Below are 22,152 nucleotides of genomic sequence, written 5' to 3'. Positions count from 1 at the left end.
ATGTGCGCCGCAAGTGGTTCGACCAGCACAAGGCCAGCGGCAGTCCGATCGCCGCCGAAGCGCTGGCGCGCATCGGTGTGCTGTACCGCATCGAGAGCGAGGCGGCGACGATGACGGTCGAGGATCGGCAGGCGTACCGGCAGCGCTGCGCCCGGCCGGTCCTGGACGCCTTGAAGACCTGGCTGGACGGACTGCAGCACACCGTCATGGGCCAAAGCGGAACCGCCAAGGCCCTGGCCTACACGTTGCGGCGCTGGGACGCGCTCGTGCGCTACGTCGACAACGGCGCCAGCCCCATCGACAACAACCTGGCCGAGAACGCCATCCGGCCGATCGCACTGGGGCGCAAGAACTGGCTGTTCGCCGGCTCCGAGCAGGCCGGCCGCAGGGCCGCCGCCATCATGAGTCTGCTCGCCACCGCCAAGGCCAACGGCATCGAGCCGCACGCCTGGCTGGAAAACACCCTGGTGCACCTGCCGACCACCCTCAATCGCGACATCGACAGCTTACTGCCGCTGCGGCGAGATTGAATCCGGGGCTGGGGGTGTCCTTGCCGGACGCTTACGCGCAACCTGATCAGCTACCGCATCGATGGCGGAGCCGAATACCGCATGCAGCCGCTGGTGTGGGGCACGCCCATGTCGCAGATCTTCGAAGGTGAGTCCGACCTGGGTTTGCCGATGTTGCCGGAAGGTTATCGTGTATCACCCTGGGCGCTAGGAGACGATATGGCGCCATGGGTACTGGTTCTACGCATTCCAAATCCGCCGACCCGGGACTATCTGGTGTCCAGCGTCGTCATGTGGGGACGGCCGGGCTCGCCCCATCTTACCCCTTACAGAATTGACTTCCTGCAATCGGATGGGCCATCGCTTCTTTTCTCAATATTTATCGAGTGCCGCAACTTTATGGAAGGTGGGGTGTCAAGTATGCCCGACAGTCTGCGCCAGCGCCTCGGTTCCGAACCGGCGTGTGTGCTACGCCGTCCTGCCGGCCCGGGCGTGTTCGAGTTCTATGCCGGGCCACTGGGCAACGTCGGCGACGACTACTTCTTCCTGACCGCCGAAGATGGCTCCGTCATAGAAGGCCATCGCCTGCTTTACCGCTGAGAATCACTGCCACCTGGCCTCTTCTGCGGGCGGCGGACATAGAGAGCCGCAAAGACCAGGGAATTGAATTGACCGAATGAGGGACAGGGAAGTCGAGGCGCCGGGAGGGCTTGAACTCGACGAGTCCTGAATCAGTTTCCGGTACCACAATCCCGGTAACGTTCTTGTCGTTCCTGACGGTGCTCCTCGTCGCTGTCCCGAGGTTGCAGCCGTAGTCCGTAGTCCGTAGTCCGGAAGCCGGATACACGTGCCCGATGCGCGAGGTGCCCCGCTGCCCCCGCAGATCACGATTCCGGGTAGGTGGTCAATCGATCCCTGGCCTGGCCGAGCAGCTCGGCTTGTTCCTGGCTTGCTTCCAGTTCATCGATTAGGGCGATCCAGATGGCGCGTGCGGCGCCGATGTCGCCCATGCGGCTCAGGATGTCGGCACGCCGCGCGTTCAGATGGTGAAGCGTCAGGTGGGCCGATGGCGGTGCAGCGGCCACCTGTGCGGACAGTTCGTCCAGCAGGTCCAGGGCCTGCGGATACTGCGCCGCCTCGATCAGATACCCGGTGAGGAAATACTTGAACTGCCGGGCGGCGCCATTGCCTTGGCCGTAGACCTGCTCGAGTTGACCAATGGCCTGGCTCACGCTGGCGATGCCTTCATCCAGGCGGCCGCAGCCGCATTGACGCAAACCCAGGTTGCCCAGTTCGATCAGTGCCGCCTGCGAGTGTTCGCCTTGCAGCTGCGTCATGCGATGGAAGGCGTCGCGTGCGGTGTCCAGCGCCTGTTCGCAATGTCCAAGCAGGTAATGCAGGTTAGAGATCGCACTGAGGGTGACGATGGTCGAATGACCGTGTGGGCCGATCTGCCGTTCGTAGATGTCATAGGCCTGGATGGCCTGCTCCAGCGCCGGCCCGGGTTGATCCAGCGTTCGCAATGCGCGCGATTTGAGCGAGAGGATGACGGCCTGGCGGCCAGGATCGAGCCGTTCAAGTGCAACGTCGCGGAGATAGGCTTCGATCGTGTCCAGTGCGCTGTGCGGCTCACCGGTCCGCAACTGCGCGTCGGCGATTCCCTGCTCGATGAAGTGGCCGGTTTCGATGTTGTCCGGCTGCACCGCGCGATGCAGCTCGCGGGCCCGCAACAGCGCCTCCAGCATGCCGTCGAAGTCGAACGAATGCAGGCGCAGGTTGGCGTGTGCGAGGCTGCTGCCCAGTGCGATGCGGTTGCGCTCCAGCAGCAGTTTGCCCGCCGCGTCGTCTGCGAGCCGAAGCTCGGCACGCGCCTGGTCATAGTGGTTGGCGTAGATGAGACTCTGCACGAGACCGTGGCGCGCCTTGAGCGTCAGTTCGTTGTCGGCACCGAAGTGTTCGACGCCGATGTCGATGGCCCGGCGAAAATGACGCGCCGAACTGTCGCCGAAGCGGTCGAATGACCGCAATGCGCTGCCGATGGCCACATGCAGGCTGCCTGCCGCGAACGGGTCATCGGAAAAGCGCGCGTCGACCGCGGCGCCGGCGCGTTCGATGACCGCGGCCGGGTCGTTGCTGGCGTCGAACCGGCGATCGGCCGGACTGAACTGGGCCACCACGTCGTTGGCGAGAAAGGACTGCACCGCGCTGGCACTGGCCAGGAAGCGTTCGGCCTGTACGCGCTCGCGCTCGGCCTGGCGGTACATCCACAGGCTGGAGCCCATGCCGACCAGCAGTGTGATCAAGGCGACGATCATCCAGGGGCGTCGGGCACGGGCACGGTCCAGGGCGGCGCGTGTCGATGCCAGGGCACGTTCATCGGTCCTGGCCTTTTCCCACTGCTTGCGGCGCTGCGGCAGTTGCCGCAGTCGCTGCGCCAGTTCTGCGGCACTGGCGATGCGCCGTTGTGGATCGCCGTCGGTGGCGGCGGCGATGTCGCCGGTCAGCACCGTATCGTCGATGTCGCGCTCCCAGCCCGACGACAGCGGTTTGCGGAAGTCGCCGATCAGGCACTGGTACAGCAGCACGCCCAGTGCGTACACGTCGCTTTGCGCCGTCGGCAGCGTGCCGCTGAACAACTCCGGTGCCAGATACAGCAGCGTGCCGGAAACAGTGTCCTGGGCCAGGTCGCGGGTCTGCGTGAAACCCATCCGGGTGATGCCCAGTGCCGCCAGTTTCCTGGGGTCGAGCAGGCCGCCACTGCCGAAATCGGTCAGGCGCACGCTGGGAGGGCCGCCGTTGTCGTCGGCTTGGATGAGCACATTGTCCGGCTTGATGTCCTTGTGCAGGACGCCGACCGAATGCGCGGCGGCGACCGCGTCGACGATGCGCAGGACCAGGTCGATGCGCCCGGATCGGGACAATGGCGCCAGGCCCGCCGAGTCGCCTGCCCACTCGCGCAGGCTGACACCGCCGTATTCGCATTCCAGGAAGAACGGCAGGTCGACCAGGTTCCAGTCCAGGATACGGATGAAATCGGGACGCTCGCCCAGGCTTTCGCGCAGCACACGCGCCAGGGTAGCTTCGCGCTTGAGCGAGGTCAGGCGCCGGGCGTCGGTGGCGAACTTGTACACCCGATACTCGCCGGCCCGCCGGTTGTAGGCCAACCAGACCTCGCTGTTGTCGGTCTGCGCGAGCGCGCGCTGCAATCGGAAGTTGGGCCGCAGCGGCACCGCTTGCCCGGGCTTCAGTTGCAGCTGTCCCCCGGACAGTTTCCGTGCGACCACCCGCTGCACCGTGGCGTCCAGCCGATAGCCGACCCGTGGCACGGTCACGATCTGCACGTCCGGGGCAGCGCGAAGGACCTGTCTCAGTTTGCCGATGGCGGTGGCCAATACGTGGTCGACGGTTACCTGGCCGGTCCAGACCGTGTCGAACAATTCCGCTTTGGTCACCACCTCGCCGACATGGCGCAGCAGGGCCGACAGCAACTGCATGGGCTTGGGTTCGAGTGTGGCCGGGACGTCATCGACCCGCAGTTCGCGTGCACCCTCGTCGTAGACAACCGGGCCGATCCGCCAGACGAACAGATCGCTGCCCGGGCTCTGAAGGTCCGGTTCCATCCGCACTCCCAATGTCCTGGCCAGCATCGATCCGCGTCGAGCCGGCCACGACGGTCCCTTGTCGCTCCGTGGGCAGTATCGGTCAAAGGTTTGCGGGTCGGCAAGGCGCGGGCTGGGTCCACCCTCCAGGTTGAGCGTAGTGCCCTGATTCTGATTGGAAAGTCCATCTTGAAGGTTTCTTGAAACCCTCGTGAGGACAGGTGGCGACGGCGAAATGGACGATCGACTGGGGCCACGTGGGTCCCTGTCTGTCTGGAGATCACGCCAATGCTGCTTCAACGCCTGCTGCTGGCCCTTGGCCTGCTGATGCTGGCCTCGACGACCTGGGCGGTCAGCGTCGCCGGTTACGCCAGCCGCGACGATGTCACCGTCGGACAGGTATTCAGCGTCAACGTGGTGGTGGTCAACAACCAGCCCACGGCAATCAGCGATTTCCGGATCAGCATCGTCCGCCCGGCCGAGGCCGGAACGATCAGCAACCACACCGATGCGGTCTGCAACCCGACCAACTGCTCGGCCGGTGCGCAGATCAACTGGACCCAGGCCAGCCTGGCGCCCGGCGAAACCTATGTCGCCACCTTCAAGACCACGCTGAACACCCAGGCCAACACCGCCGGGACCGTGGTCACCTTCCCGGTGGCCATTTCCGGCAATGGCAGCAGCCTCGCCAACACTACGGTGCAGGTGACATCGAAGGGGGCGAACACGGCCGCCACATCGCAACGGTTGCGGCTGTCGACATCCACGCCGGTGTTGCCGCCGGGCGAAGAGGCGCTCCTGGTTGCCAGCGTCGGCAACACCCACGCCACCACCATCAGCTTCGGAAATACCTTGACGGTGCTGGTGCCGGCAGGACTGGACGTGGTCGAGGCCATCGGCGGCAGCGTCAGTGGCCAGCAGGTGACCTGGAACCTGGGGGCGCTCAATCCGCTGACCAGCGTGCAGCGACTGCTGGTTGTCCGCGCGGCGGGCAGTGCCGTTCCGCAGGTGGCAACGGTGCAGGCCACGCTGCAGGCCGATGGCGAGGCGTCGACGGCGAAGCATGTCATCGCCATCCAGCGGTCGCCGAGGCTGCGCGTGTTCATCGAGCCCGAACGCACCTGGGGCCGCAACAATTCCGCGAGTATCACGCAGCTGCGGGTGGAGAATCACGGCGCGACCACCCTCGATTCGGTCAGCTTGCGTGCGCGCATCGCGGCAGGCTCGGGTGGTGGCTCGTATCCCTCGGATTCACCAACGGGCTGCACGGGCTCATGCAGTGCCGGCAACGAATATGTCTGGAACGTGGGCAGTCTGCCCCCCGGCGCATCGCGCATCTACAGCCATCACGACCTGATCTCCAACAGCAACAGCAACGCGTCGCTGGTTGGCGAGAGTATCCGCATGGAGGCTTTGGCTATCAGCGCATCGGGCCGCGCCATTGCCACGGCGGATGTGGCAGTGGTGACGAGCGATCCACTTGAGGTGAAAGTCAATCCGGCGGCGCCGGATTTTCCCCTGGGCAAGCCGGTCGCTGTGGAGATCGCCCTTGGCAACCTCTCCACGACGAACGTGTCGCTGGGTACAACGCTGAATCTACGACTGCCGAGAGGTTTGACGGTGATCGAGGCCGATGGAGGGAACACCACCGCGACGGGGTTGAGCTGGAACATCGGCGCGATCAATCCCGGCGACATTCGTGCCCGCCATATCCTGGTCCAGGCTGATGGCGGTGGCGGGTATGCCCCGCCATGGGATCGGCTGTTCCAAAATGGTTTCGAGCAGGCGAATGCAGCCGGAGCGCCGCTGGGACCACTGCTTGCCGTGGTCGGAAACGACGCCGGCGATGCCAGCGCCACGTTCCGCCAGCATGGGGCATTTACTCATCACATCAACCCGATGCAGATCAAGCTGGCGTTGTCGCGTGGCGTGGTGGCCTCCAGCAACGCCATCAATGGAGAGATAACGGTATCGAATACGGGTGCGGTGGATCTGTTCGGCACCAATGTGTATCTGCGACTGCCGGCCGGAAACTACTGGATACACAACCTGAGCGATGCCGGTGCCGGCGCCGGCAGCACCGGCAATGGCGAAATCGTGAACTGGAGCATCGGCCAACTGCCCGCCGGAGCCAGTCGCAGCGTGAGCTTTGCCGTGGAATTGAACAGCGGTCTGGAGAGCGCTCTATCGCGACCCTACGAAGCCTGGGCGCGAGCGAGCAACGGTCTGCACAGGGCACACGCGGTCGAGCTGCTCACCACGATCGCCGCGCCCGAGGTGAGATTGGCGGTGGAAACCAGCCACGATACCGTGCAGCCTGGGGATTCGCTCACGTACACCCTGGCGTACGGCAATGTCGCCACCAGCTCCGCGTCAACGCCGACCTTGCGCTTGCTGCTGCCTGAGGGCGTCGAGTTCGTTTCCGCGAGCGATGGCGGTGCTCTGGTGGGAAATCGCGTGGTCTGGCCGGTGGGTGCGGTGCAACCCGGCTTCAATGGCAGACGGCAGGCTACGGTCAATGTCCTGGGCCAGCCCGCGGGAAGCCTGCTCGCGACTACAGCCGTCTTGACCGATACCGCCAACCGGCTGGCGCATGTCGATGTGGTCCACGCGGTTCACCCTGACGATGCGCTGAGGGTGGCAGTGGCCATGTCGCCTGCCGCTGTGCCGTCTGCGGGCTACCTGTCGGGCGAAGTGGTGGTCGTCAATACCAGCGATGTCGACATCTTCGACGCGACGGTGAATGTGCGTGTGCCTTACCGCAACTACTGGCGCTTCGACCTGAGCGATTCCGGCACGGGTTCGGGCAGCACGGGCGGTGGCGAGGTCATGAGCTGGAACGTCGGCCAGCTGCCGGCAGGCGCGGTGCGCACGCGATCCTTCGGGCTTCAGTTGCGATCGGACGCGCAGGGCGGCGACATTCTGTCTTACACCGCCTGGGCGCGCGGGAACAACGGCGCTGATCGCGCGGCGGCCAACGATCTGTTGTTCGTGCGCACGGCCCGCGCACTGCGGCTGGGCGTGGAAACCAGCCATGACGCCGTGCAGATGGGCGATGCGCTCACCTACACCCTCGTCTACGGCAACACCCAGGTCAATGCCTCTTCAAGCGCCACCTTGCGCCTGCCGGTTCCAGACGGCCTGACCTTCGTATCCGCCACGGACGGCGGCGCGCTGGTCGGCGGCGAGGTGGTGTGGACGCTGGGCGCACTGCCCGCCACGCACACCAATCAGCGGCAGGCCACTTTCATCGTGGCGGACCTGCCGGAGGGCCATCTGCTGAAAACCACGCCGTGGCTGTCGGACACGTCTGGGCACTTCGCCCATGCCGATATCACCAACTACGTCGAAACCGCTCCCGCTTTGAGTGTGGCAGCCGTCATGAGCGCGACCTCGGTGTCGCCAAATGGCGTGTTCAGCGGGCAGGTGACCGTCACCAACAACGAGGCAGTGGATCTGTTCATCGGCAGCGTCCACCTGCGCGTGCCGCCGGGCAACTACTGGATATCCAATGTCAGCGATGGCGGTACGGGCGGTGGCTCCACGGGCGGCGGCGAACTCATCAACTGGAACCTCGGCACGCTGGCGGCGGGCGCGACGCGCACCGTCACGTTCACTGCGCAGTTGCGGAGCGAGGTGCTGCCGGGCGATGTGCTGATCTATCGTACCTTCACGCGCGCCAGTAGCGGTCTGGATCACGCACGTAGCCAACGTGTCGTGCGCGTGCAACCCTGACCGGTTCACTTGCAAGGCAAGCGACATGAACATCAAGCAATCAATGTGGGCGACGAGCCTGTTGGTCGCAGCAGCGTTGCTGGTCGTGAGCCGGGCGCAGGCAGGAACGTTGCCGGACGCGCAGGGAAAGCAGGTGCTGGCCCTGCTCGATGATTCGCTATGGGTCGGCGATGGCCCGGCCAGCGACCGTCATGCCTACGTGATCTTCAGCACGGCATGTGGTTGGTGCCGGACCCTGCACGCCAACAGTCGCGATCGTGACGACGGCGTGCAACTGCGCTGGTTGCTGCTTGAAGGCCTCGGCAATGGCGCGGAGTACGTGGCCGAGCAGGGCACAATGGCTGCCGTTGCGCAGGCCTTCGAGGGCCAGGCACCGGCGCCGCAGTTCCCCGAACAGGCCTTGGCGCGACTCAACGTCAATGCCTGGGTGCAGCAGTCGATTCCCGGCACCCTGGCGTTTCCGACCTTCGTTTATCAGGGCGCGGGTGGCGTCGAGGTGGCGGTGGGCATGCGTTCGGACCTGTCCGCCGTGCTGGCCAAGGTCGAGCCCCGGCCCGGGACGGCCGACCATGTCTCCGCCAGCCTGGCCATGCTGGCGCGGGGCGCGCCGACGCCGGTACCCGCGCCGATCAGCCGGTTCGTCAACTTCGAGCCGGATGCGCTGGCGATGCATGTCCTGCCATCGGTGGCCACGCCGCGCATCGGTGAGGTCGGCCACATGGGCCTGTACGAGGAGATCCTTGGCTTCGTCGGCGATGAGTGGATTGCCGTGGTCGGGCTGCGGCTGGGCGACGGCCGGGCGGTTCCGGCGTATATCCACGCGCCGCAGGCGGTCCGGCTGGCCCGGTTGCGCTTCGATGTCCGGCCCGCTTCGGGTCCGCTGACGGCCGAAGGCGCCGCGCGGCCGATCCACAGCCATCCCAGCCGCCGTTCACCGGTGCTGGATCAGCTGCGGCCGGGCTACCAGCTTGAGCGGGTGGGCGAGGTCGTCCTCGAAGGCGAAACCTGGGACGTGGTGGTGCTGTTCCAGGACGGCGGCCGGGCCTACGTGCCGCGTTGAGTCGGGTTGCCGGTCGCCCGCTGGCCCGCATTGTTCATGAAGGTTCGTCACGAGGCAGTCGAGACGCTGACGGGGCGCGGCGCGCGGACTGGAAGGCGGCGAAGGCGTTGTCGACACGACGTCGAGTCGGATGCAGGGAGCACGTCGCGCCCCGGCAGATGGATCGGCGGTCGCAGCATAAGGCTCATGAATTATGCGGGCCAGGGCCAGCATGAACCTTGAACGGCCGGACGCGGCGGGCGAATTCGCACTTGCGGAACCTTGTGCCCCACGGTATGTCTGTCATCCTCAGGCCGGGGCTGCGCCCGGACCGCTGGAGTAGCGAATGATGCGCCGTTTCCCCCTCGCCCTTGTCACCGCCCTGCTGGTCGCCGGACTGGTGACCGCCAAGCCGGCGGCGCCGCCGTCGCAGCTCTCGCCGCTGCCCGACCAGGGCAAGACCGCCGCGTTCACCATGTACACCCTCAGCCGGGTGCACTACCGGTCGATGCCGCTGGACGATGCGCTGTCGGTGAAGATCTACGACGCCTACCTCGAGGCGATCGACAACGACAAGCTGTTCCTGCTGCGCAGCGACGTCGACGCATTCTCGGTGTACCGCGAGAAGCTCGATGACGCCATCCGCAACCAGCAGCTGGATCCACCGTTCGAACTGTTCAACCGCTACATCCAGCGCGTCGCCGAGCGCACCGCGCATGCCCGCGCGCTGCTCGCGCAGGGCTTCGACTTCACCGTCGACGAGCAGTACCACTACGACCGCAAGGAGGCGCAGTGGGCCGCCGACACCGCCGAGCTGGACGAGATCTGGCGCAAGCGAGTCAAGAACGACTGGCTGCGCCTGAAGCTGGCTGGAAAGCAGGACAGCGAGATCGCCGAAACCCTGGACAAGCGTTATTCACGCTTCCTGGAGCGCATCCGCGAACTTGACAGCGAGGACGTGTTCCAGACGTTCCTCAACGCCTATGCCATGGCGATCGAGCCGCATACCAGCTACTTGGCGCCGCGCACGGCCGACGCCTTCGAGATCCAGATGAGCCTGTCGCTGGAAGGTATTGGCGCGGTCCTGCAGCGCGACGACGAGTACACCGTCATCCGCTCGCTGGTGCCCGGTGGTCCGGCGGAGAAGGCCGGACTGGGTGTCGGCGACCGTGTGCTGGCCGTCGGCCAGGACAGCGAGGGCGCGATGGTCGATGTCATCGGCTGGCGCATCGACGACACCGTGAAGCTGATCCGTGGACCCAAGGATTCGACCGTCCGCCTCGATATCGTGCCGGCGGCGGCCAGCGTCGACAGCCGCCCGAACCGCATCAGCATCGTCCGCCAGAAGGTGAAGCTCGAGGAGCAGGCGGCCAAAAAGCGGATCATCGAGGTGGGTGAGGGCGACAGCCTGCGCCGCATCGGCGTGATCGAGCTGCCGACCTTCTACCAGGACTTCGAGGGCCGCCGTCGCGGTGAAGCGGATTACCGCAGCGCCACGCGCGACGTCGCCAACCTGTTGAACCAGCTCAAGCATGAGAACGTCGATGGCGTCGTGCTCGATCTGCGCAACAACGGTGGGGGTTCGCTGACCGAGGCGACTGAACTCACCGGGCTGTTCATCGACGAAGGGCCGGTGGTCCAGGTCAAGAGTGCGCAGGGTCGCGTCGAAATCGAGCGCGACCGCCGCCCCGGCCGCACCTGGGACGGCCCGCTGGCCGTGCTGGTCAACCGCGTGTCGGCCTCTGCCTCGGAGATCTTCGCTGCGGCGATCCAGGATTATGGCCGCGGCCTGATCATCGGCGAGCCGACCTACGGCAAGGGCACGGTGCAGAACCTGGTCAGCCTGGACCAGCTCAGTGGTCGCGGCGAAGCCCGCCATGGCCAGCTCAAGTTCACGGTCGCGCAGTTCTTCCGCATCAACGGCAGCAGCACGCAGATCAAGGGCGTGGTGCCGGATATCCAGTTCCCGGTGAGCCTGGATGCCGAGGACTATGGCGAGAGCGTCTATGACAACGCGCTGCCGTGGGCGCAGATCGAACCGGCCGACTACGAACAGGTCGCCAACCTCGATCCGCTGGTGCCGTCGCTGCTGGCGCGCCATGAGAGCCGGATCGCGGAGGACCAGGAGTTCCGCTTCTGGCAGGAAGACATCGCCGACTACCGTCGCCAGCGTGAGCGCAAGAGCGTTTCGTTGCTGGAGGATACGCGTCGCCAGGAACGCGACGAGCAGGAGGCGCGGCGCAAGAACCGGGAAGCGCTGCGTGTCGAGCTCGGGCTGGTCGACGAGTCGAACGCGTCTCGCGGACGCAGCGACGACGGCCTGCAGGCCGACGAGCGCAGCGTCGTCGAGCAGGCGGCCGAGGAGCGCGCGCGCCGCGAGGGCCGCCCGGATGCGCTGCTGAGCGAAGCGGCACGCATCCTGGCCGATGCGATTTCCCTGGGCACCGACGACCTGCGCCTGGCCGGCCTGGCGCCCGCGAAGTCCACGACGTCCACCTCGGACTGACGGCCCGCCGCCGTTCCGCCTGTTTCCGCTGCGGCCGCCCCTGGGGCGGCCGCCTTCGTTGTCGATCCGGTTTCCGCCATGACCACCGCGTCCCCGCCTTCACGCCTGCAGGTCGCCATCGGCCTGCTGGCCGTCTATCTCATCTGGGGATCGACATACCTCGGCATCCGCTTTGCGCTGGACGGTTTCCCGCCCTTGCTGATGGCAGGAATCCGGTTCCTGTGCGCCGGCTCGGCGGTCTATCTTTCGCTGCGCCTGCGCGGCGATCCGCCGCCGACGGCGCTGCAATGGCGCAACGCCGCCATCATGGGCGCGCTGCTGCTGGGCATCGGCAATGGCATGGTCTCGGTGGCGCAGCAGTGGGTCAGCTCCGGACTGGCGGCGATCGCCGTCGCCTCCATGCCGTTGTGGGCGGCGCTGTTCGGGGCGATGTACGGCCGCCGTTACCTGCGCCTGGAGTGGATGGGCGTGCTGGTCGGTTTCATTGGCGTGCTGTTCCTCAATTTCGGCGCCGAACTGCGCGCGCAGTCGTGGGCGGCACTGGCCCTGCTGCTGTCGCCAGCCGGCTGGGCCTTCGGTTCGGTTTGGAGTCGCGGCCGTGACCTGCCGGCGCCTTTCATGAGCACGGCCGCGCAGATGCTCTGCGGCGGCCTCCTGATGACGACCATAGGCCTGCTGGCGGGCGAGCGCATCGACGCCATGCCGCCCACCGGTGCCATCCTTGCGCTGGCCTATCTTGCTGTCTTCGGCTCGATCATCGGTTTCGGTGCCTACATCTGGCTGTTGCACCACGTGCGTCCGGCGCTGGCGACCAGCTATGCCTACGTGAATCCACCGATCGCGGTGCTGCTCGGCGCTTTGCTCGCCGGTGAGCGGGTCGGCCTGGTCACCATCGTCGCCATGGCGGTCATCCTGTGCGGCGTGGTGCTGATCACGCGCGGCAGTGCTTCGCCGCAGGCGAGGCAACGGCAGCGGGCAAGCCGACCGGTCGATCCAGCCCGTCTGTCCTGATGCCGCCGCTGAGGCGGCATTGCCGCGGTTGCGCGCTTCCTGCGGACAGCGCACGGCGACGGATTCAGCGGGTCGGCTCCGCTGGCAGAATGCCGGCCGGATCGGCCGGCAGGCGGACCGGCGGGCAATTCGCGTCGGCAGGTGTGCCGGCAGCCACCGGTAACCAGAAGCCCAGCGGTCCCGCCAGCCAGTCGGCGCGCGCCGTGGTGCTGAAGTGGCCATCCTCGGGCAGTTCCAGGTAGACGTTGCGCGGACGGCGCGCTGCCAGCGCGCGCGCGGTGCCGACCGGGATCAGGGTGTCGACTCGACCGTGGACATGCAGCACGCACGCCCGCACCTGCTGCATCACTTCCCCGACATCGAACCGGCGCAGGTCCATGGCGAGCAGCGCGCCGGTGTCGTCGATGGCGCGCTCGACGCGGTCAGGTCCATAGCGCCTGCGCAGTGCCGACCGCAGCGCGCGCTCATGCCAGCGCAGGTGCGGGGCGTTCTGCAACAGCCCGGCAATCGAGGTGCGGATGGCATCGGCGGCATTGGCGAACGGTTCCATCGCCACGACCGCGCCCAGTCCGGCACCGGTGCCGTCGTCGTTCCAGCGCGCGGCCGCATGCAGAACGGTCACGGCGCCATAGGAGATGCCGAACAGGTGCACGGGTGACGGCAGTTCACCGCGCCCGTGCAGGTGGCGGGCCAGCGCCAGCACATCCTCCGCTTCCCGCGTGCCGAAACCCGCGGCTGCCTTGCCGGAGCGGCCGTGGTTGCGCAGGTCGGGGACGATGACGCGGTAGCCCTGCCCGGCCAGTCGCATCGCCCACGGCAGCAGGTAGCGACCATCCGTGGACCAGCCGTGCAGCATCATGATGCTGCCAACCGGTGCCTGCGCTTCGCCCGGTTCGAAGACGCGGAAACGGTACGAGAACAGGCGGTCGCGGCGCAGTACCTCGTAGTCGAGCTGGTAGTTGCGTGGCTCCAAGACGAGGAAGGACAGCGAAGGACCGCCCGTCGCCTGGAACCGCTCACGACGGACCTGCGCGCGCGCCAGCAGCGCGTCGCTCTGCTCCAGTGCCGCGCGGTCCGGTCGTGGCGGTTCGACGATGCGCCTGTGCAGGGGCGTGCAGGCCGCGACGACGACCGCGCCCGCCAGGAGGACGGAGTGAAGCCGGCGCCGCTTCATCGCAGCCCGCGGCATCGCGCGCGATCAGCGATAGCGGGCCGCCAGGGCGGCGTAGTAAGCGCGCAGGCCCTGCGCCTCGCCACCGGCGGGTCGGCCCGGTCGCGGCGCGTCGTTCCACGAATAGACATCGAGATGCGCCCAGGCTTGCCCCTGCGGCACGAAGCGCGACAGGAACAGCGCCGCGGTGACGCAGCCGGCGTGCCGGGTCGTCGCCGCGTTGTTGATGTCCGCGATCGGGCTTTCCAGGTAGGCCATGTACGGTGCATACAGGGGCATGCGCCACAGCGGATCGCGCTGCGACTGGCCGGCGTCGAGCAGTCCGGTGGCCAGCGCTTCGTCATTGCAGAACAGCGCCGGCAGGTCCGGGCCCAGCGCGATGCGGGCGGCGCCGGTCAGGGTGGCGAAGTCGAGGAGCAGTTCCGGCTGCCATTCGCCGGCATAGGTCAGCGCATCGGCGAGGATGACGCGACCTTCGGCATCGGTGTTGCCGATTTCCACGCTCAGCCCCTGGCGGGTGGAGATGACCTCGCCCGGCCGGTAGGCATCGGGGCCGATCGCGTTCTCGACGGCGGGGATCAGCAGCTTCAGCCGCACCGGCACCCGCGTCGCCATCAGCAGGCCGGCCAGCGCCAGCGCGTGCGCGGCGCCGCCCATGTCCTTCTTCATGCGCAGCATGCCGTCGGCAGGCTTGATGTCGAGGCCGCCGGTGTCGAAGCAGACGCCCTTGCCGACCAGCGCCAGGCGCGGGTGCGCATCGTCACCCCAGTCCAGTTCAATCAGGCGCGGGGCGCGATGGCTGGCGCGACCGACGGCGTGGATCGCCGGGAAATTGTCGCGCAGCAGCGCGTCGCCTTCGATCACGCGGCAGCGGCCGCCATGCGCTTGCGCCAGTTCCGCGGCGCCGGTGGCGAGCTCGGCCGGGCCCATGTGTTCGGTCGGTGTGTTGACCAGATCGCGCACGCGCCAGCTGGCAGCGATTACGGACGAGACGGCTTCACGCGTCGCCGCATCGATGTCCAGAAGCGCCGGCGCACGCTTCGCCTTGCGGTAGCGGTCGAACTGGTAGGCGCCGAGGCCCCAGCCGAGCGCGGCGACATCGGGGTCGAGGCGATCGCCGAGGCTGGCGTGCAGCGCATAGGTGCCGGCGGGCAGCACCAGCGGCAGGCCGGCCAGCGCGAACGGATCGGCGGCATCGACGACACCCACCAGCACGGCGGCCAGGCCACCGCTGGCGGCTGGCACCAGGCACCAGGTCTGCGGCTCCGCCATGAATCCGGCGGCACGGACGAAGGCGGCGCCGCCCGCATCCATGGCGTCGAGCGTGGCGGCCAGGCGCTCCGGGTGGACCGCGATCAGCGGAATGGCATCGGTGGAACCGGAAACGAGAGCGAAGGACATGGTGGTCAGTCCGAGGGAAGGTTGTCGAGCCAGCGACCCAGTTCGGCCAGGTCGCGGATGATGAGGTCGGGCATGTGCTCCGGATAAGGCCAGGGCAGCCCGTTGCGGTTGATCCAGACGGCGCGGAATCCGGCTTTCTGCGCGCCGAGCACGTCAAGCTCGGGGTCGTCGCCGACGTGCCAGATGTGCGCGGCGTCGACGGCGAGCAGATCGCGGGCGTGCGCGAAGATGCGCGGATCCGGCTTGGCGACGCCGACGTCCCGGGCCAGGACGGCGCCATGGAAATGCTGCGCCAGGCCGATGCTGGACAGGTCGGCATTGCCATTGGTCAGTGCCAGCAGCCGGCAACGTGCGGCCAGCGCCGGCAGCGCGTCGGCGACATCGTCGTAGAGCTGCACGCGGTTGCGTTCGGCATAGAACGTCACGTACGCGCGTTCTATCAGGGCCTCTGCATCGGCGTCGACGCGCGCCTCGGCAAATGCCCGCTCGAGGCTGAGGCGGCGCTGCGCGCTGTAGTCATGGGCCAGTTCCGGCCGCTCGGCGGCGACGCTGTCGCGCAGGGCACGCATGGCGCCCTTCGGGAAACGCCGCGCTACGGCGGGCGCGTGTTCGAGCAGAAACGCTTCGAGCACCTGCTCGCAGCGTTCCATCACCGGCAGGATGGGCCAGAGGGTGTCGTCCAGGTCCAGCGTGATTGCCGCGACCGTGGTCGGGGCGGGCGCCGTCAGCACTTGCGGGAGAACAGCCGTCTCTTGCACGCCGGTTCTTCGACGCTGCCGTCGGCCGCCGTCATCACCGGACCGGCGGGTGGCGTGGCGACGGCAGGTCCCGTGGCTTCCGCGGCCGGCGCGGCAGCCGCCACGGCGGCGCCGGTCGCAGTGACTGCAGGCGTCGCGCCCGGCGCCGGGGCGGCCGCTTCCGCAGGCGGCGCTACCGCCGCCGGTGATTCGGACGAGGTCGACGCCCGCGCCAGCGTGGCCTGCGCGACGGGTTCACCGCCCATGCGTTCCCACAGGCGCGCCAGGCGCTGCGTGTGCAGCGTGCGGAAGTCCTCGTTGTCGCGGTGCGGCACCAGGCGCTTGTTGACCATCACCGCTTCGGCGACCGGCGTGCGCAGGAACTCTGCGAAACGGGTGATCTCGGCCGCCTTGGGGCTGTCGGCGCGATAGACCAGATAGAGCGGAATCGTCAGCAGGTATCGGCCATCGGCGACGGTGTCCTTGGTGGCGGCGACGCCCTCGATGTCGAGGGCGCGCACGCGCTGCTTGTCCAGGCCGGCCAGCGTCGTCATGCCGATGGAATCCGGGTCCATCTGCACGCCCACCTCGATCTGGTGCTGGTTGAGGAACAGGCGGTCGATCTTGGCCATGTAGCCGGGGTTGCCGAACAGGATCTGGCGGATCGACGACTCCAGGCCGTCGTACGGGCCCATCACCGAGTACAGGTCGATCGGTGCGTCGCGGCCGCCGACCTCCTTCCAGTTGTCGAGGTTGCCCAGGAAGATGTCGCGCACCTGCTGCACCGACAGCTGCCGCACCGGATTGCTGGGATGGACGATGAATACCACCGCGTCCCAGGCCACCGGCCAGAACACCAGCTCGCTTTCGCCGGCGCGCGCAGCGATCGGCGGGCGCGCAGCCGCGGCGATGTCGATCTCGCCCTTGAGCACGCCATCGATGCCGGCATTGGTGCTGAACGGACGCACGTTCACCGTGGTCCGGTGCTGGCGTGCATACAGCGCACCCACTTCGGTGATGCCGCGTGCACTGGCGTAGTCGCCACGCAGGTTCAACTGGGCGAAGCTGGCGCCGGCCCAGCTGAGGGCGGCAAAGCTGAACAAAAGCGCGGAGAAACGACGCAAAACCATGGAAATCACTCGCAAAAACGGGCGTGCGGCACCTTAGCACGCGCTCCGTCAGGCAACCACAAAGCGTGTCGCAAATCCGGCGCAGCGTGGCGATCCTCGCCGCCCCGGCTGCCGCTGCCAGATCGTGGAAATGCGGCAGCGGGTACGGCCGCGGATCGAGGCGCGGCCGCCCCGCGGATGTCTGCGCAATGCTGCCCGCGTGCCGTGCCGTCACGCCCGCTGGGCCAGCGCGCGGTCACCCGCATTGGCCACCCTTTTCGGGTCCGGAACGCAGGATCAGGGGCAAACGCGGACGTGGCCGGCTACCATCGCCGGCGCGCCCGTCGCGCCGACCCGCCCCCCCCCCGGAATACACGATGACTTCAGATTCGCCCGCCATCCAGGACCTCGCCCACGCCGAAGGCATCTGCTACGGCTGCGGACCGGCCCATCCCACTGGCCTGCACATCAAGAGCCACTGGCACGAGGACGGCGTCCATGTCGTGGCGCGGTTCACGCCCAGTGACGAGTTCGTCGGCTGGCCCGGACTGCTTTACGGCGGCCTGCTGGCCATGCTGGTGGACTGCCACTCGAACTGGACCGCGATGGCGTATCACTATCGCGCCCAGGGTCGCGCGCCGGGAACGCTGCCGGCGATCCATTGCGTGACCGCGCACCTTGGCCTGGACTATGTGAAGCCGACGCCGCTGGGCCGGGCGTTGACGTTGACGGCGCGCGTCGAAGGCGAGGTCGCGCGCAAGACGCGCGTGCTCTGCGAGGTCCATGCCGGCGACGTCCTCACCGCACGCGGCGATTCGATCTTCGTGCAGGTCGACGTCGACAAACTCGGCAGCGCGGCGCAGGCCTGACCGGCGCGGGTTCAACAAGGGCGCGATTGCCGCTGCGGCGGCATTGCAAGGCAGGTACCGGCGATGAATGCCGGTACCTGCCGCGAGGGCAATGACTCAGGGACTGAAGCGGATCTCGGTGGTGACCTGAGGGGCTGCGGCGCTCGCGCTGACCGCCAGTGTCTGGTACTGGTTGGTCAGCCAGCGTCCCAGCTGGCTGGCGTACAGCGGGCTGCCCAGGACACCGCTCTGGCCGCCCGGAATCACCTGCCAGGCCTTGATCGGCGTGCTCATTTCGCCAACGAAACGTCGCGCCGGGCCACTGCCGAACGTGAAGCCATTGCTGCCCTGGTTGCGGATGCCATGGCCGGACGCGTCGACGACCTCGTAACCGCCCGGACGCGGGATGCCCGGCAGTTCCGGCGACAGGTGGCTGAAGCCGTAGGGATTGGCACCCGGCAGGTTGAAGGGCCCGCCCAGCGGGTGGTCGAAGACGATGCGGTGCAGGCGGCCCCAGCGATAGTCGGACAGCGACGTCGAGCCACCGAACGCGGCCGCGTAGGCCGGGCTGGCCAGTGCGTCGAGGCTGTCCTTCAGCGCCTTGAGCAACACGTAGTCGCGTGCGGCGGCGGACGTCGGTGCGCCATCGACCTGGAAGAAGTTCAGGCCGGAAACGCCGCGGCCACCGAGCGTGTCGAAGTAGTCGAGCTGGAACTTCAGTCCGGCATATGCGTCACCCGCGCCCGGCAGTGCCGCGCCGAGACCCACGCGCTGCAGCGTGGCGTCGATGGTCGAACGCACGGCGGCACTTCGCCACGTCGCCCACAGCGTGGCGGCGACACTGGCGTCGATTTCCGACTGCGAGGGCTGCGGCAACGCATTCGGGTTGTCACCCGGATCGAAGCCCTGCGGAATGCCGGTCGGCGTCGAGTAGTTCCAGGCCGACAGGCGCGCGATGGCCTCGCTCATGCGGGCGTCGTTGCGGAACGCGGCAAGGTTCGCCCAGGCACCGCCGGCGCCGGCGTTGTTCCAGGCATTGAGCAGGTGCGGCAGCACCAGCTCGGCGTCCATCGACTGGTTGTTCGCCTGCAGCTGCTTCATGTCGTCGGCGGTGATCTTGCGGCCGCTGGCGATGAGGCGCTGCAGTTCACGGTCGATGCGGCCGATGCGATAGGCCGAGGCGCCGCCCTTGTCGATGAAGTGGATGCCGCCGCCCGGGCGCAGCTGGTTGAGCGCGTTGTTGTCCAGCGAATAGCCGGAAGGATCGTTGTTGGCGTTCGCCAGGTAGCCGCTGGCCGGATTGATCGCGTGCGGCAGTTCCGACGGCGGCAGCACTTCGAACGGCAGCGCCTGCGCCGGCTGCCGGTTGCGCATGGGCAGCCAGTCGTGGCGACGCTGGCTGTCGCGGATGAACCAGGGCGGGATGCCGCCATCGGGCGCCTGCATGTTCTGCAGGTCGTCGCGGATCGGCGCCTCGCCGGTGACGAAGTAGCCGATGTTGCCGTCGACGTCGCCGTAGATGAAATTCTGCGAGCCGAAGTCGAAGTAGTTCAGGGCCGACTGGAACTCCTCCAGGTTGCGCGCGCTGTTGATGCGGCGGAACGATTCCAGTTCGAAGGTCGCGCCCCAGCCGGCGAACGCCACCGACAGGCCCTGGTCGCCACTGATCTGGACGACCGGGCCGTGGTTGCGACGCGGCACGATGACGGTAATGCCGCCGTTGAGATAGCCGATCGAATTGTCACGGCTGACATTGTCCGGCTGGCCATCACCGATGTTGTTGACGAAGAAGCTCTGCACCACCCATTGCACGGGCTCGGCCTGGCCGTTGTGCAGCGTGGCGTAGGGAAGGCCGAGCGTGTTGACCTGGAAGCGCTCCTGGAACACGTCGGTGACGTCCAGCGAGTTCGTCGTCGTGCCCCAGCAGATGCGCTGGTTGCAACCCTGGATGATGCCCGGCACGCCGGGCAGGCTGACCCCGACGGCATCCATCGGCTGGCCGCCGTGGCGCGGATCGGTGGACTGGATATGGTGCGTGATGAAGACCGACGGCAGGTCCAGCGCGAGGTGCGGATCGTTGGCGACCAGTGCCTTGCCGCTGGCGGTGTGCTGCCCCGATACCGCCCATTCATTGCTGCCGATCAGGCCTTCTTTGCGGCCCAGTGAATAGCCGAGCAGTTCGACGCCGGCAAGCTTCTCCTGCAGCGCCTGCGCCATGGCGACGGTCTCGGCGCTGATCGGTTCGATCGGATTCAGCGCCTGCCCGGCCAGCTTGTGGACGTCGTCGCCGGCGACGGTGGCGCCGGTCATGAAGCCCGGCACGCTGACTCGGTCGTCGGGTGGCGCGATGCGATGGGTGTCGCCGAAATACAGCGCCGCCGCGTCGAAGCCGGCGACGGCCCCGGCCTGCTGGTAGGCGGCGAAGCGCAGCGTCTGTTCGATGTCGAGGTCGAACGACAGCTGGAAGGCCAGGGCCTTGCCGATCACCAGCGTGTCGACCGGCGTCCACTCCGGCACGCGGGTGATTTCCAGGGCGCCGTATTCCGGCGGCAGCGGGTTGTTGCGCAGCCAGTGGTTGACGCCATCGGCGTAGGCCTTCAGCCAGCCGCGGGTGTCATCGGACAGCGCCGGCCAGGTCTTCTGCGCGGCGCGGCGCAGGCCCATGGTGCGCGTCTGCACGTCGTTGGCCAGCGCCGCCGGGCCGACCAGTTCGGCGACGGTGCCGCTGGCGCCGCGACGGTTGAAGTCCATCTGGAAGAAGCGGTCACGCGCGTGCGCCCAGCCCTGCAGGAAGGCGGTGTCGTTGTCCGTGCGTCCGCGCACCAGGGGCACGCCCTCGGCGTCATAGCCGATGGTGCCCGGTCCGCTGAGCGTCGGCGCCTGGTAGGTCTGGGCATGGACGCTGGCGGCACCGGCCAGGCCGGCCAGCATCAGCGCGTGGCAAAGCAGCCGCCGGCGCGGATGCGACGCAGAGATTCGTTTCATGGAAGCCTCCCGGAAAACTGGTGACCCGCCGCGGGCGGGATACGTTCCGGTATGGAAGCACGCACTGCCGGGGAAACCGAGACGCGGCGCAACAAACTCGCGGGCCGCTCTGACGCGCCGCGTCAATTGGATGCGGAGCCGCTTTTCCCCGGCTTCGCTACACACCCACACGAAAAAAGGCGGCCGGGACGGGACACGCGTTGCGACAGGACAGCAACGGACCGCGCCGAGCCGATGCCACGGCACCGCCGCCGGATGAGGGACCTGCCGCCGCTATCATCCGTGCATGGCGACAATGCAGATCAAGGTCAAACCGAACGCGCGGGAAGACAGCCTGGAACGGCAGGAAGACGGCACCTGGCTGGCGAAGATCAAGGCGCAGCCGGTGGACGGCAAGGCGAATGCGGCGCTGATCGCGCTGGTGGCGAAAGCGATGGGCGTGCGCAAGGCACAGGTCAGCATCCGCAGCGGCGCCGGTGGCCGGCTCAAGCTGGTCGACGTCGACGGCGCCTGAGCACGGCGCCATCGACGGATCGGGCGGGTTTACTCGCCCAGCGCCTCGCGCAGGAATTCCGGCATCGCCAGGGCGGCGCGATGGATCTCGGCGTTGTAGTAGCGCGTCTTGAAGGTCTTGGTCTGGGCGCCGCGTTCGCGGAAGCCGTCCAGCTCCACGCCCTTGCGTGCCATGGTGCAGCTCCACCAGCCGGACGGGTAGCACGGCTGCGGGAAGCACAGCGTGCGCAGCGAGGCGAAGCCGCAGCCCTTCATCTTGCTGCGCATGTCGCGCAGCAGGTCGGTGTGCACCAGCGGCGATTCGCTCTGCTGCACCAGGATGCCGCCGGCACGCAGGGCCTTGAGCGCGTTGCGGTAGAAGGCTTCATTGAACAGGCCTTCTGCCGGGCCGATGGGGTCGGTGGAGTCGACGATGATGACGTCGATCGATTCCGGCTCGACTTCGGCCATGAACTTCAGGCCGTCCTCGAAACGCAGCTCGGCACGCGGATCGTTGTTGGCCTCGCACAGTTCCGGAAAGTACTCCTCGGCCAGGCGGGTGACGCGCTCGTCGATCTCGATCTGTGTGCACTTCTCGACTTCGTCGTGGCGCAGCACTTCGCGCAGCGTGCCGCAGTCGCCGCCGCCGATGATCACGACGCGCTTGGCGCGCGGATGCGAGAACAGCACCGGATGCGACATCATCTCGTGGTAGAGGAAATTGTCGCGGGTGGTGACCATCATGCAGCCGTCGATGACCATGACGTTGCCCCAGTCGGTGCTCTCCCAGATCTCGATGTTCTGGAACGGCGTCTGCTCGGCGTGCAGTCGTCGGGTCACGCGGAAACCGATGGCGGAACCGGAGTAGTCGTGGTTCTCGTTGAACCAGGTCGGGGCAGTGGCGTCGGACATGGCGTTGCGCTTTGAAGGGATCCGCATTGTAGCCGAGTCCGCGCCCGGACCGGAGGCCGGGCCATCGGTACAGCGAGCGGGCTGTAGAATCCGCCGCT

The 22,152-nt window shown here is 67.4% G+C and carries 16 protein-coding genes; 8 read left to right on the top strand and 8 right to left on the bottom strand.

What is annotated here, in order from left to right; genetic code table 11:
• Positions 1-530 (top strand): IS66 family transposase (locus EDC25_RS08675; protein WP_165910889.1); only part of this gene is annotated, 530 nt, incomplete at its 5' end.
• A 108-nt stretch (positions 531-638) separates the two neighbouring features.
• Entirely contained in the window at positions 639-1,109 is a 471-nt protein-coding gene (locus EDC25_RS08670) for a hypothetical protein (RefSeq protein WP_132577418.1), read from the top strand.
• A gap of 284 nt (positions 1,110-1,393) precedes the next feature.
• Here the strand turns inward: EDC25_RS08670 and EDC25_RS14705 are convergent, their stop codons facing one another.
• A complete protein-coding gene (locus EDC25_RS14705) occupies positions 1,394-4,129 on the bottom strand; it encodes a protein kinase domain-containing protein (RefSeq protein ID WP_164483890.1) in 2,736 nt (911 codons plus the stop codon).
• Positions 4,130-4,473: 344 nt separating this feature from the next.
• On the bottom strand, positions 4,474-4,614 hold the full coding sequence (locus EDC25_RS14915) for a hypothetical protein (RefSeq protein ID WP_207905710.1): 141 nt from the start codon (positions 4,612-4,614) through the stop codon (positions 4,474-4,476).
• A 151-nt stretch (positions 4,615-4,765) separates the two neighbouring features.
• On the opposite strand from EDC25_RS14915, the gene EDC25_RS08655 reads away from it, so the two are divergent.
• From EDC25_RS08655 to yedA, 4 genes are all read left to right on the top strand, one after another.
• Positions 4,766-7,843 (top strand): COG1361 family protein, encoded by a 3,078-nt coding sequence (locus tag EDC25_RS08655; protein ID WP_207905709.1) that lies wholly within the window; start codon positions 4,766-4,768, stop codon positions 7,841-7,843.
• A 25-nt stretch (positions 7,844-7,868) separates the two neighbouring features.
• Entirely contained in the window at positions 7,869-8,903 is a 1,035-nt protein-coding gene (locus EDC25_RS08650; RefSeq protein WP_123520922.1) for a thioredoxin domain-containing protein, read from the top strand.
• A gap of 325 nt (positions 8,904-9,228) precedes the next feature.
• Positions 9,229-11,388: a carboxy terminal-processing peptidase gene (locus tag EDC25_RS08645; RefSeq protein ID WP_210771998.1), complete on the top strand. Its 2,160-nt coding sequence runs from the start codon at positions 9,229-9,231 to the stop codon at positions 11,386-11,388.
• Between the two features lie 78 nt (positions 11,389-11,466).
• A complete protein-coding gene (gene yedA, locus EDC25_RS08640; RefSeq protein ID WP_123520923.1) occupies positions 11,467-12,399 on the top strand; it encodes a drug/metabolite exporter YedA in 933 nt (310 codons plus the stop codon).
• A 64-nt stretch (positions 12,400-12,463) separates the two neighbouring features.
• Here the strand turns inward: yedA and EDC25_RS08635 are convergent, their stop codons facing one another.
• Genes EDC25_RS08635 through EDC25_RS08620 form a run of 4 tightly spaced genes read right to left on the bottom strand, consistent with a single transcriptional unit; the run spans position 12,464 to position 16,838 of the window.
• Entirely contained in the window at positions 12,464-13,573 is a 1,110-nt protein-coding gene (locus EDC25_RS08635) for an alpha/beta hydrolase (protein WP_123520924.1), read from the bottom strand.
• Between the two features lie 24 nt (positions 13,574-13,597).
• The gene (locus tag EDC25_RS08630) at positions 13,598-14,971 is read right to left on the bottom strand and encodes a leucyl aminopeptidase family protein (RefSeq protein WP_123520925.1); all 1,374 of its coding nucleotides are present in this window, start codon (positions 14,969-14,971) and stop codon (positions 13,598-13,600) included.
• A gap of 5 nt (positions 14,972-14,976) precedes the next feature.
• The gene (locus EDC25_RS08625; RefSeq protein WP_240639570.1) at positions 14,977-15,729 is read right to left on the bottom strand and encodes an HAD family hydrolase; all 753 of its coding nucleotides are present in this window, start codon (positions 15,727-15,729) and stop codon (positions 14,977-14,979) included.
• Positions 15,696-16,838: a substrate-binding domain-containing protein gene (locus tag EDC25_RS08620; protein WP_123520926.1), complete on the bottom strand. Its 1,143-nt coding sequence runs from the start codon at positions 16,836-16,838 to the stop codon at positions 15,696-15,698. The genes EDC25_RS08625 and EDC25_RS08620 overlap by 34 nt, the downstream gene beginning before the upstream one ends.
• Positions 16,839-17,194: 356 nt before the next feature.
• Between EDC25_RS08620 and EDC25_RS08615 the strand changes: the two genes are divergently transcribed.
• A complete protein-coding gene (locus tag EDC25_RS08615) occupies positions 17,195-17,686 on the top strand; it encodes a PaaI family thioesterase (RefSeq protein ID WP_123520927.1) in 492 nt (163 codons plus the stop codon).
• 96 nt (positions 17,687-17,782) lie between these two features.
• Here the strand turns inward: EDC25_RS08615 and EDC25_RS08610 are convergent, their stop codons facing one another.
• The gene (locus tag EDC25_RS08610) at positions 17,783-20,650 is read right to left on the bottom strand and encodes a penicillin acylase family protein (protein ID WP_123520928.1); all 2,868 of its coding nucleotides are present in this window, start codon (positions 20,648-20,650) and stop codon (positions 17,783-17,785) included.
• Positions 20,651-20,936: 286 nt separating this feature from the next.
• Between EDC25_RS08610 and EDC25_RS08605 the strand changes: the two genes are divergently transcribed.
• Positions 20,937-21,164, top strand: a complete 228-nt coding sequence (locus tag EDC25_RS08605) for a DUF167 domain-containing protein (protein ID WP_123520929.1) — start codon at positions 20,937-20,939, stop codon at positions 21,162-21,164.
• Positions 21,165-21,193: 29 nt separating this feature from the next.
• Here the strand turns inward: EDC25_RS08605 and speE are convergent, their stop codons facing one another.
• Positions 21,194-22,054: a polyamine aminopropyltransferase gene (gene speE / locus EDC25_RS08600; protein WP_123520930.1), complete on the bottom strand. Its 861-nt coding sequence runs from the start codon at positions 22,052-22,054 to the stop codon at positions 21,194-21,196.
• Positions 22,055-22,152: the final 98 nt, after the last annotated feature.

It is taken from the genome of Pseudofulvimonas gallinarii (assembly GCF_004343305.1).
GTDB classification, from domain to species: Bacteria; Pseudomonadota; Gammaproteobacteria; order Xanthomonadales; family UBA2363; genus Pseudofulvimonas; species Pseudofulvimonas gallinarii.
Note: the sequence above shows the minus strand (reverse complement) of the source record. Positions and strands in the feature narration are given on the sequence as shown.

Coding starts and splice junctions, on each gene's coding strand:
- EDC25_RS08650 (WP_123520922.1), top strand. CDS start 7,869: ATGAACATCAAGCAATCAATGTGGGCGACGAGCCTGTTGGTCGCAGCA.
- EDC25_RS08620 (WP_123520926.1), bottom strand. CDS start 16,838: ATGGTTTTGCGTCGTTTCTCCGCGCTTTTGTTCAGCTTTGCCGCCCTC.
- EDC25_RS08615 (WP_123520927.1), top strand. CDS start 17,195: ATGACTTCAGATTCGCCCGCCATCCAGGACCTCGCCCACGCCGAAGGC.
- EDC25_RS08635 (WP_123520924.1), bottom strand. CDS start 13,573: ATGAAGCGGCGCCGGCTTCACTCCGTCCTCCTGGCGGGCGCGGTCGTC.
- EDC25_RS14705 (WP_164483890.1), bottom strand. CDS start 4,129: ATGGAACCGGACCTTCAGAGCCCGGGCAGCGATCTGTTCGTCTGGCGG.
- yedA (WP_123520923.1), top strand. CDS start 11,467: ATGACCACCGCGTCCCCGCCTTCACGCCTGCAGGTCGCCATCGGCCTG.
- EDC25_RS08670 (WP_132577418.1), top strand. CDS start 639: ATGTCGCAGATCTTCGAAGGTGAGTCCGACCTGGGTTTGCCGATGTTG.
- EDC25_RS08610 (WP_123520928.1), bottom strand. CDS start 20,650: ATGAAACGAATCTCTGCGTCGCATCCGCGCCGGCGGCTGCTTTGCCAC.
- EDC25_RS08645 (WP_210771998.1), top strand. CDS start 9,229: ATGATGCGCCGTTTCCCCCTCGCCCTTGTCACCGCCCTGCTGGTCGCC.
- EDC25_RS08630 (WP_123520925.1), bottom strand. CDS start 14,971: ATGTCCTTCGCTCTCGTTTCCGGTTCCACCGATGCCATTCCGCTGATC.
- speE (WP_123520930.1), bottom strand. CDS start 22,054: ATGTCCGACGCCACTGCCCCGACCTGGTTCAACGAGAACCACGACTAC.
- EDC25_RS08605 (WP_123520929.1), top strand. CDS start 20,937: ATGGCGACAATGCAGATCAAGGTCAAACCGAACGCGCGGGAAGACAGC.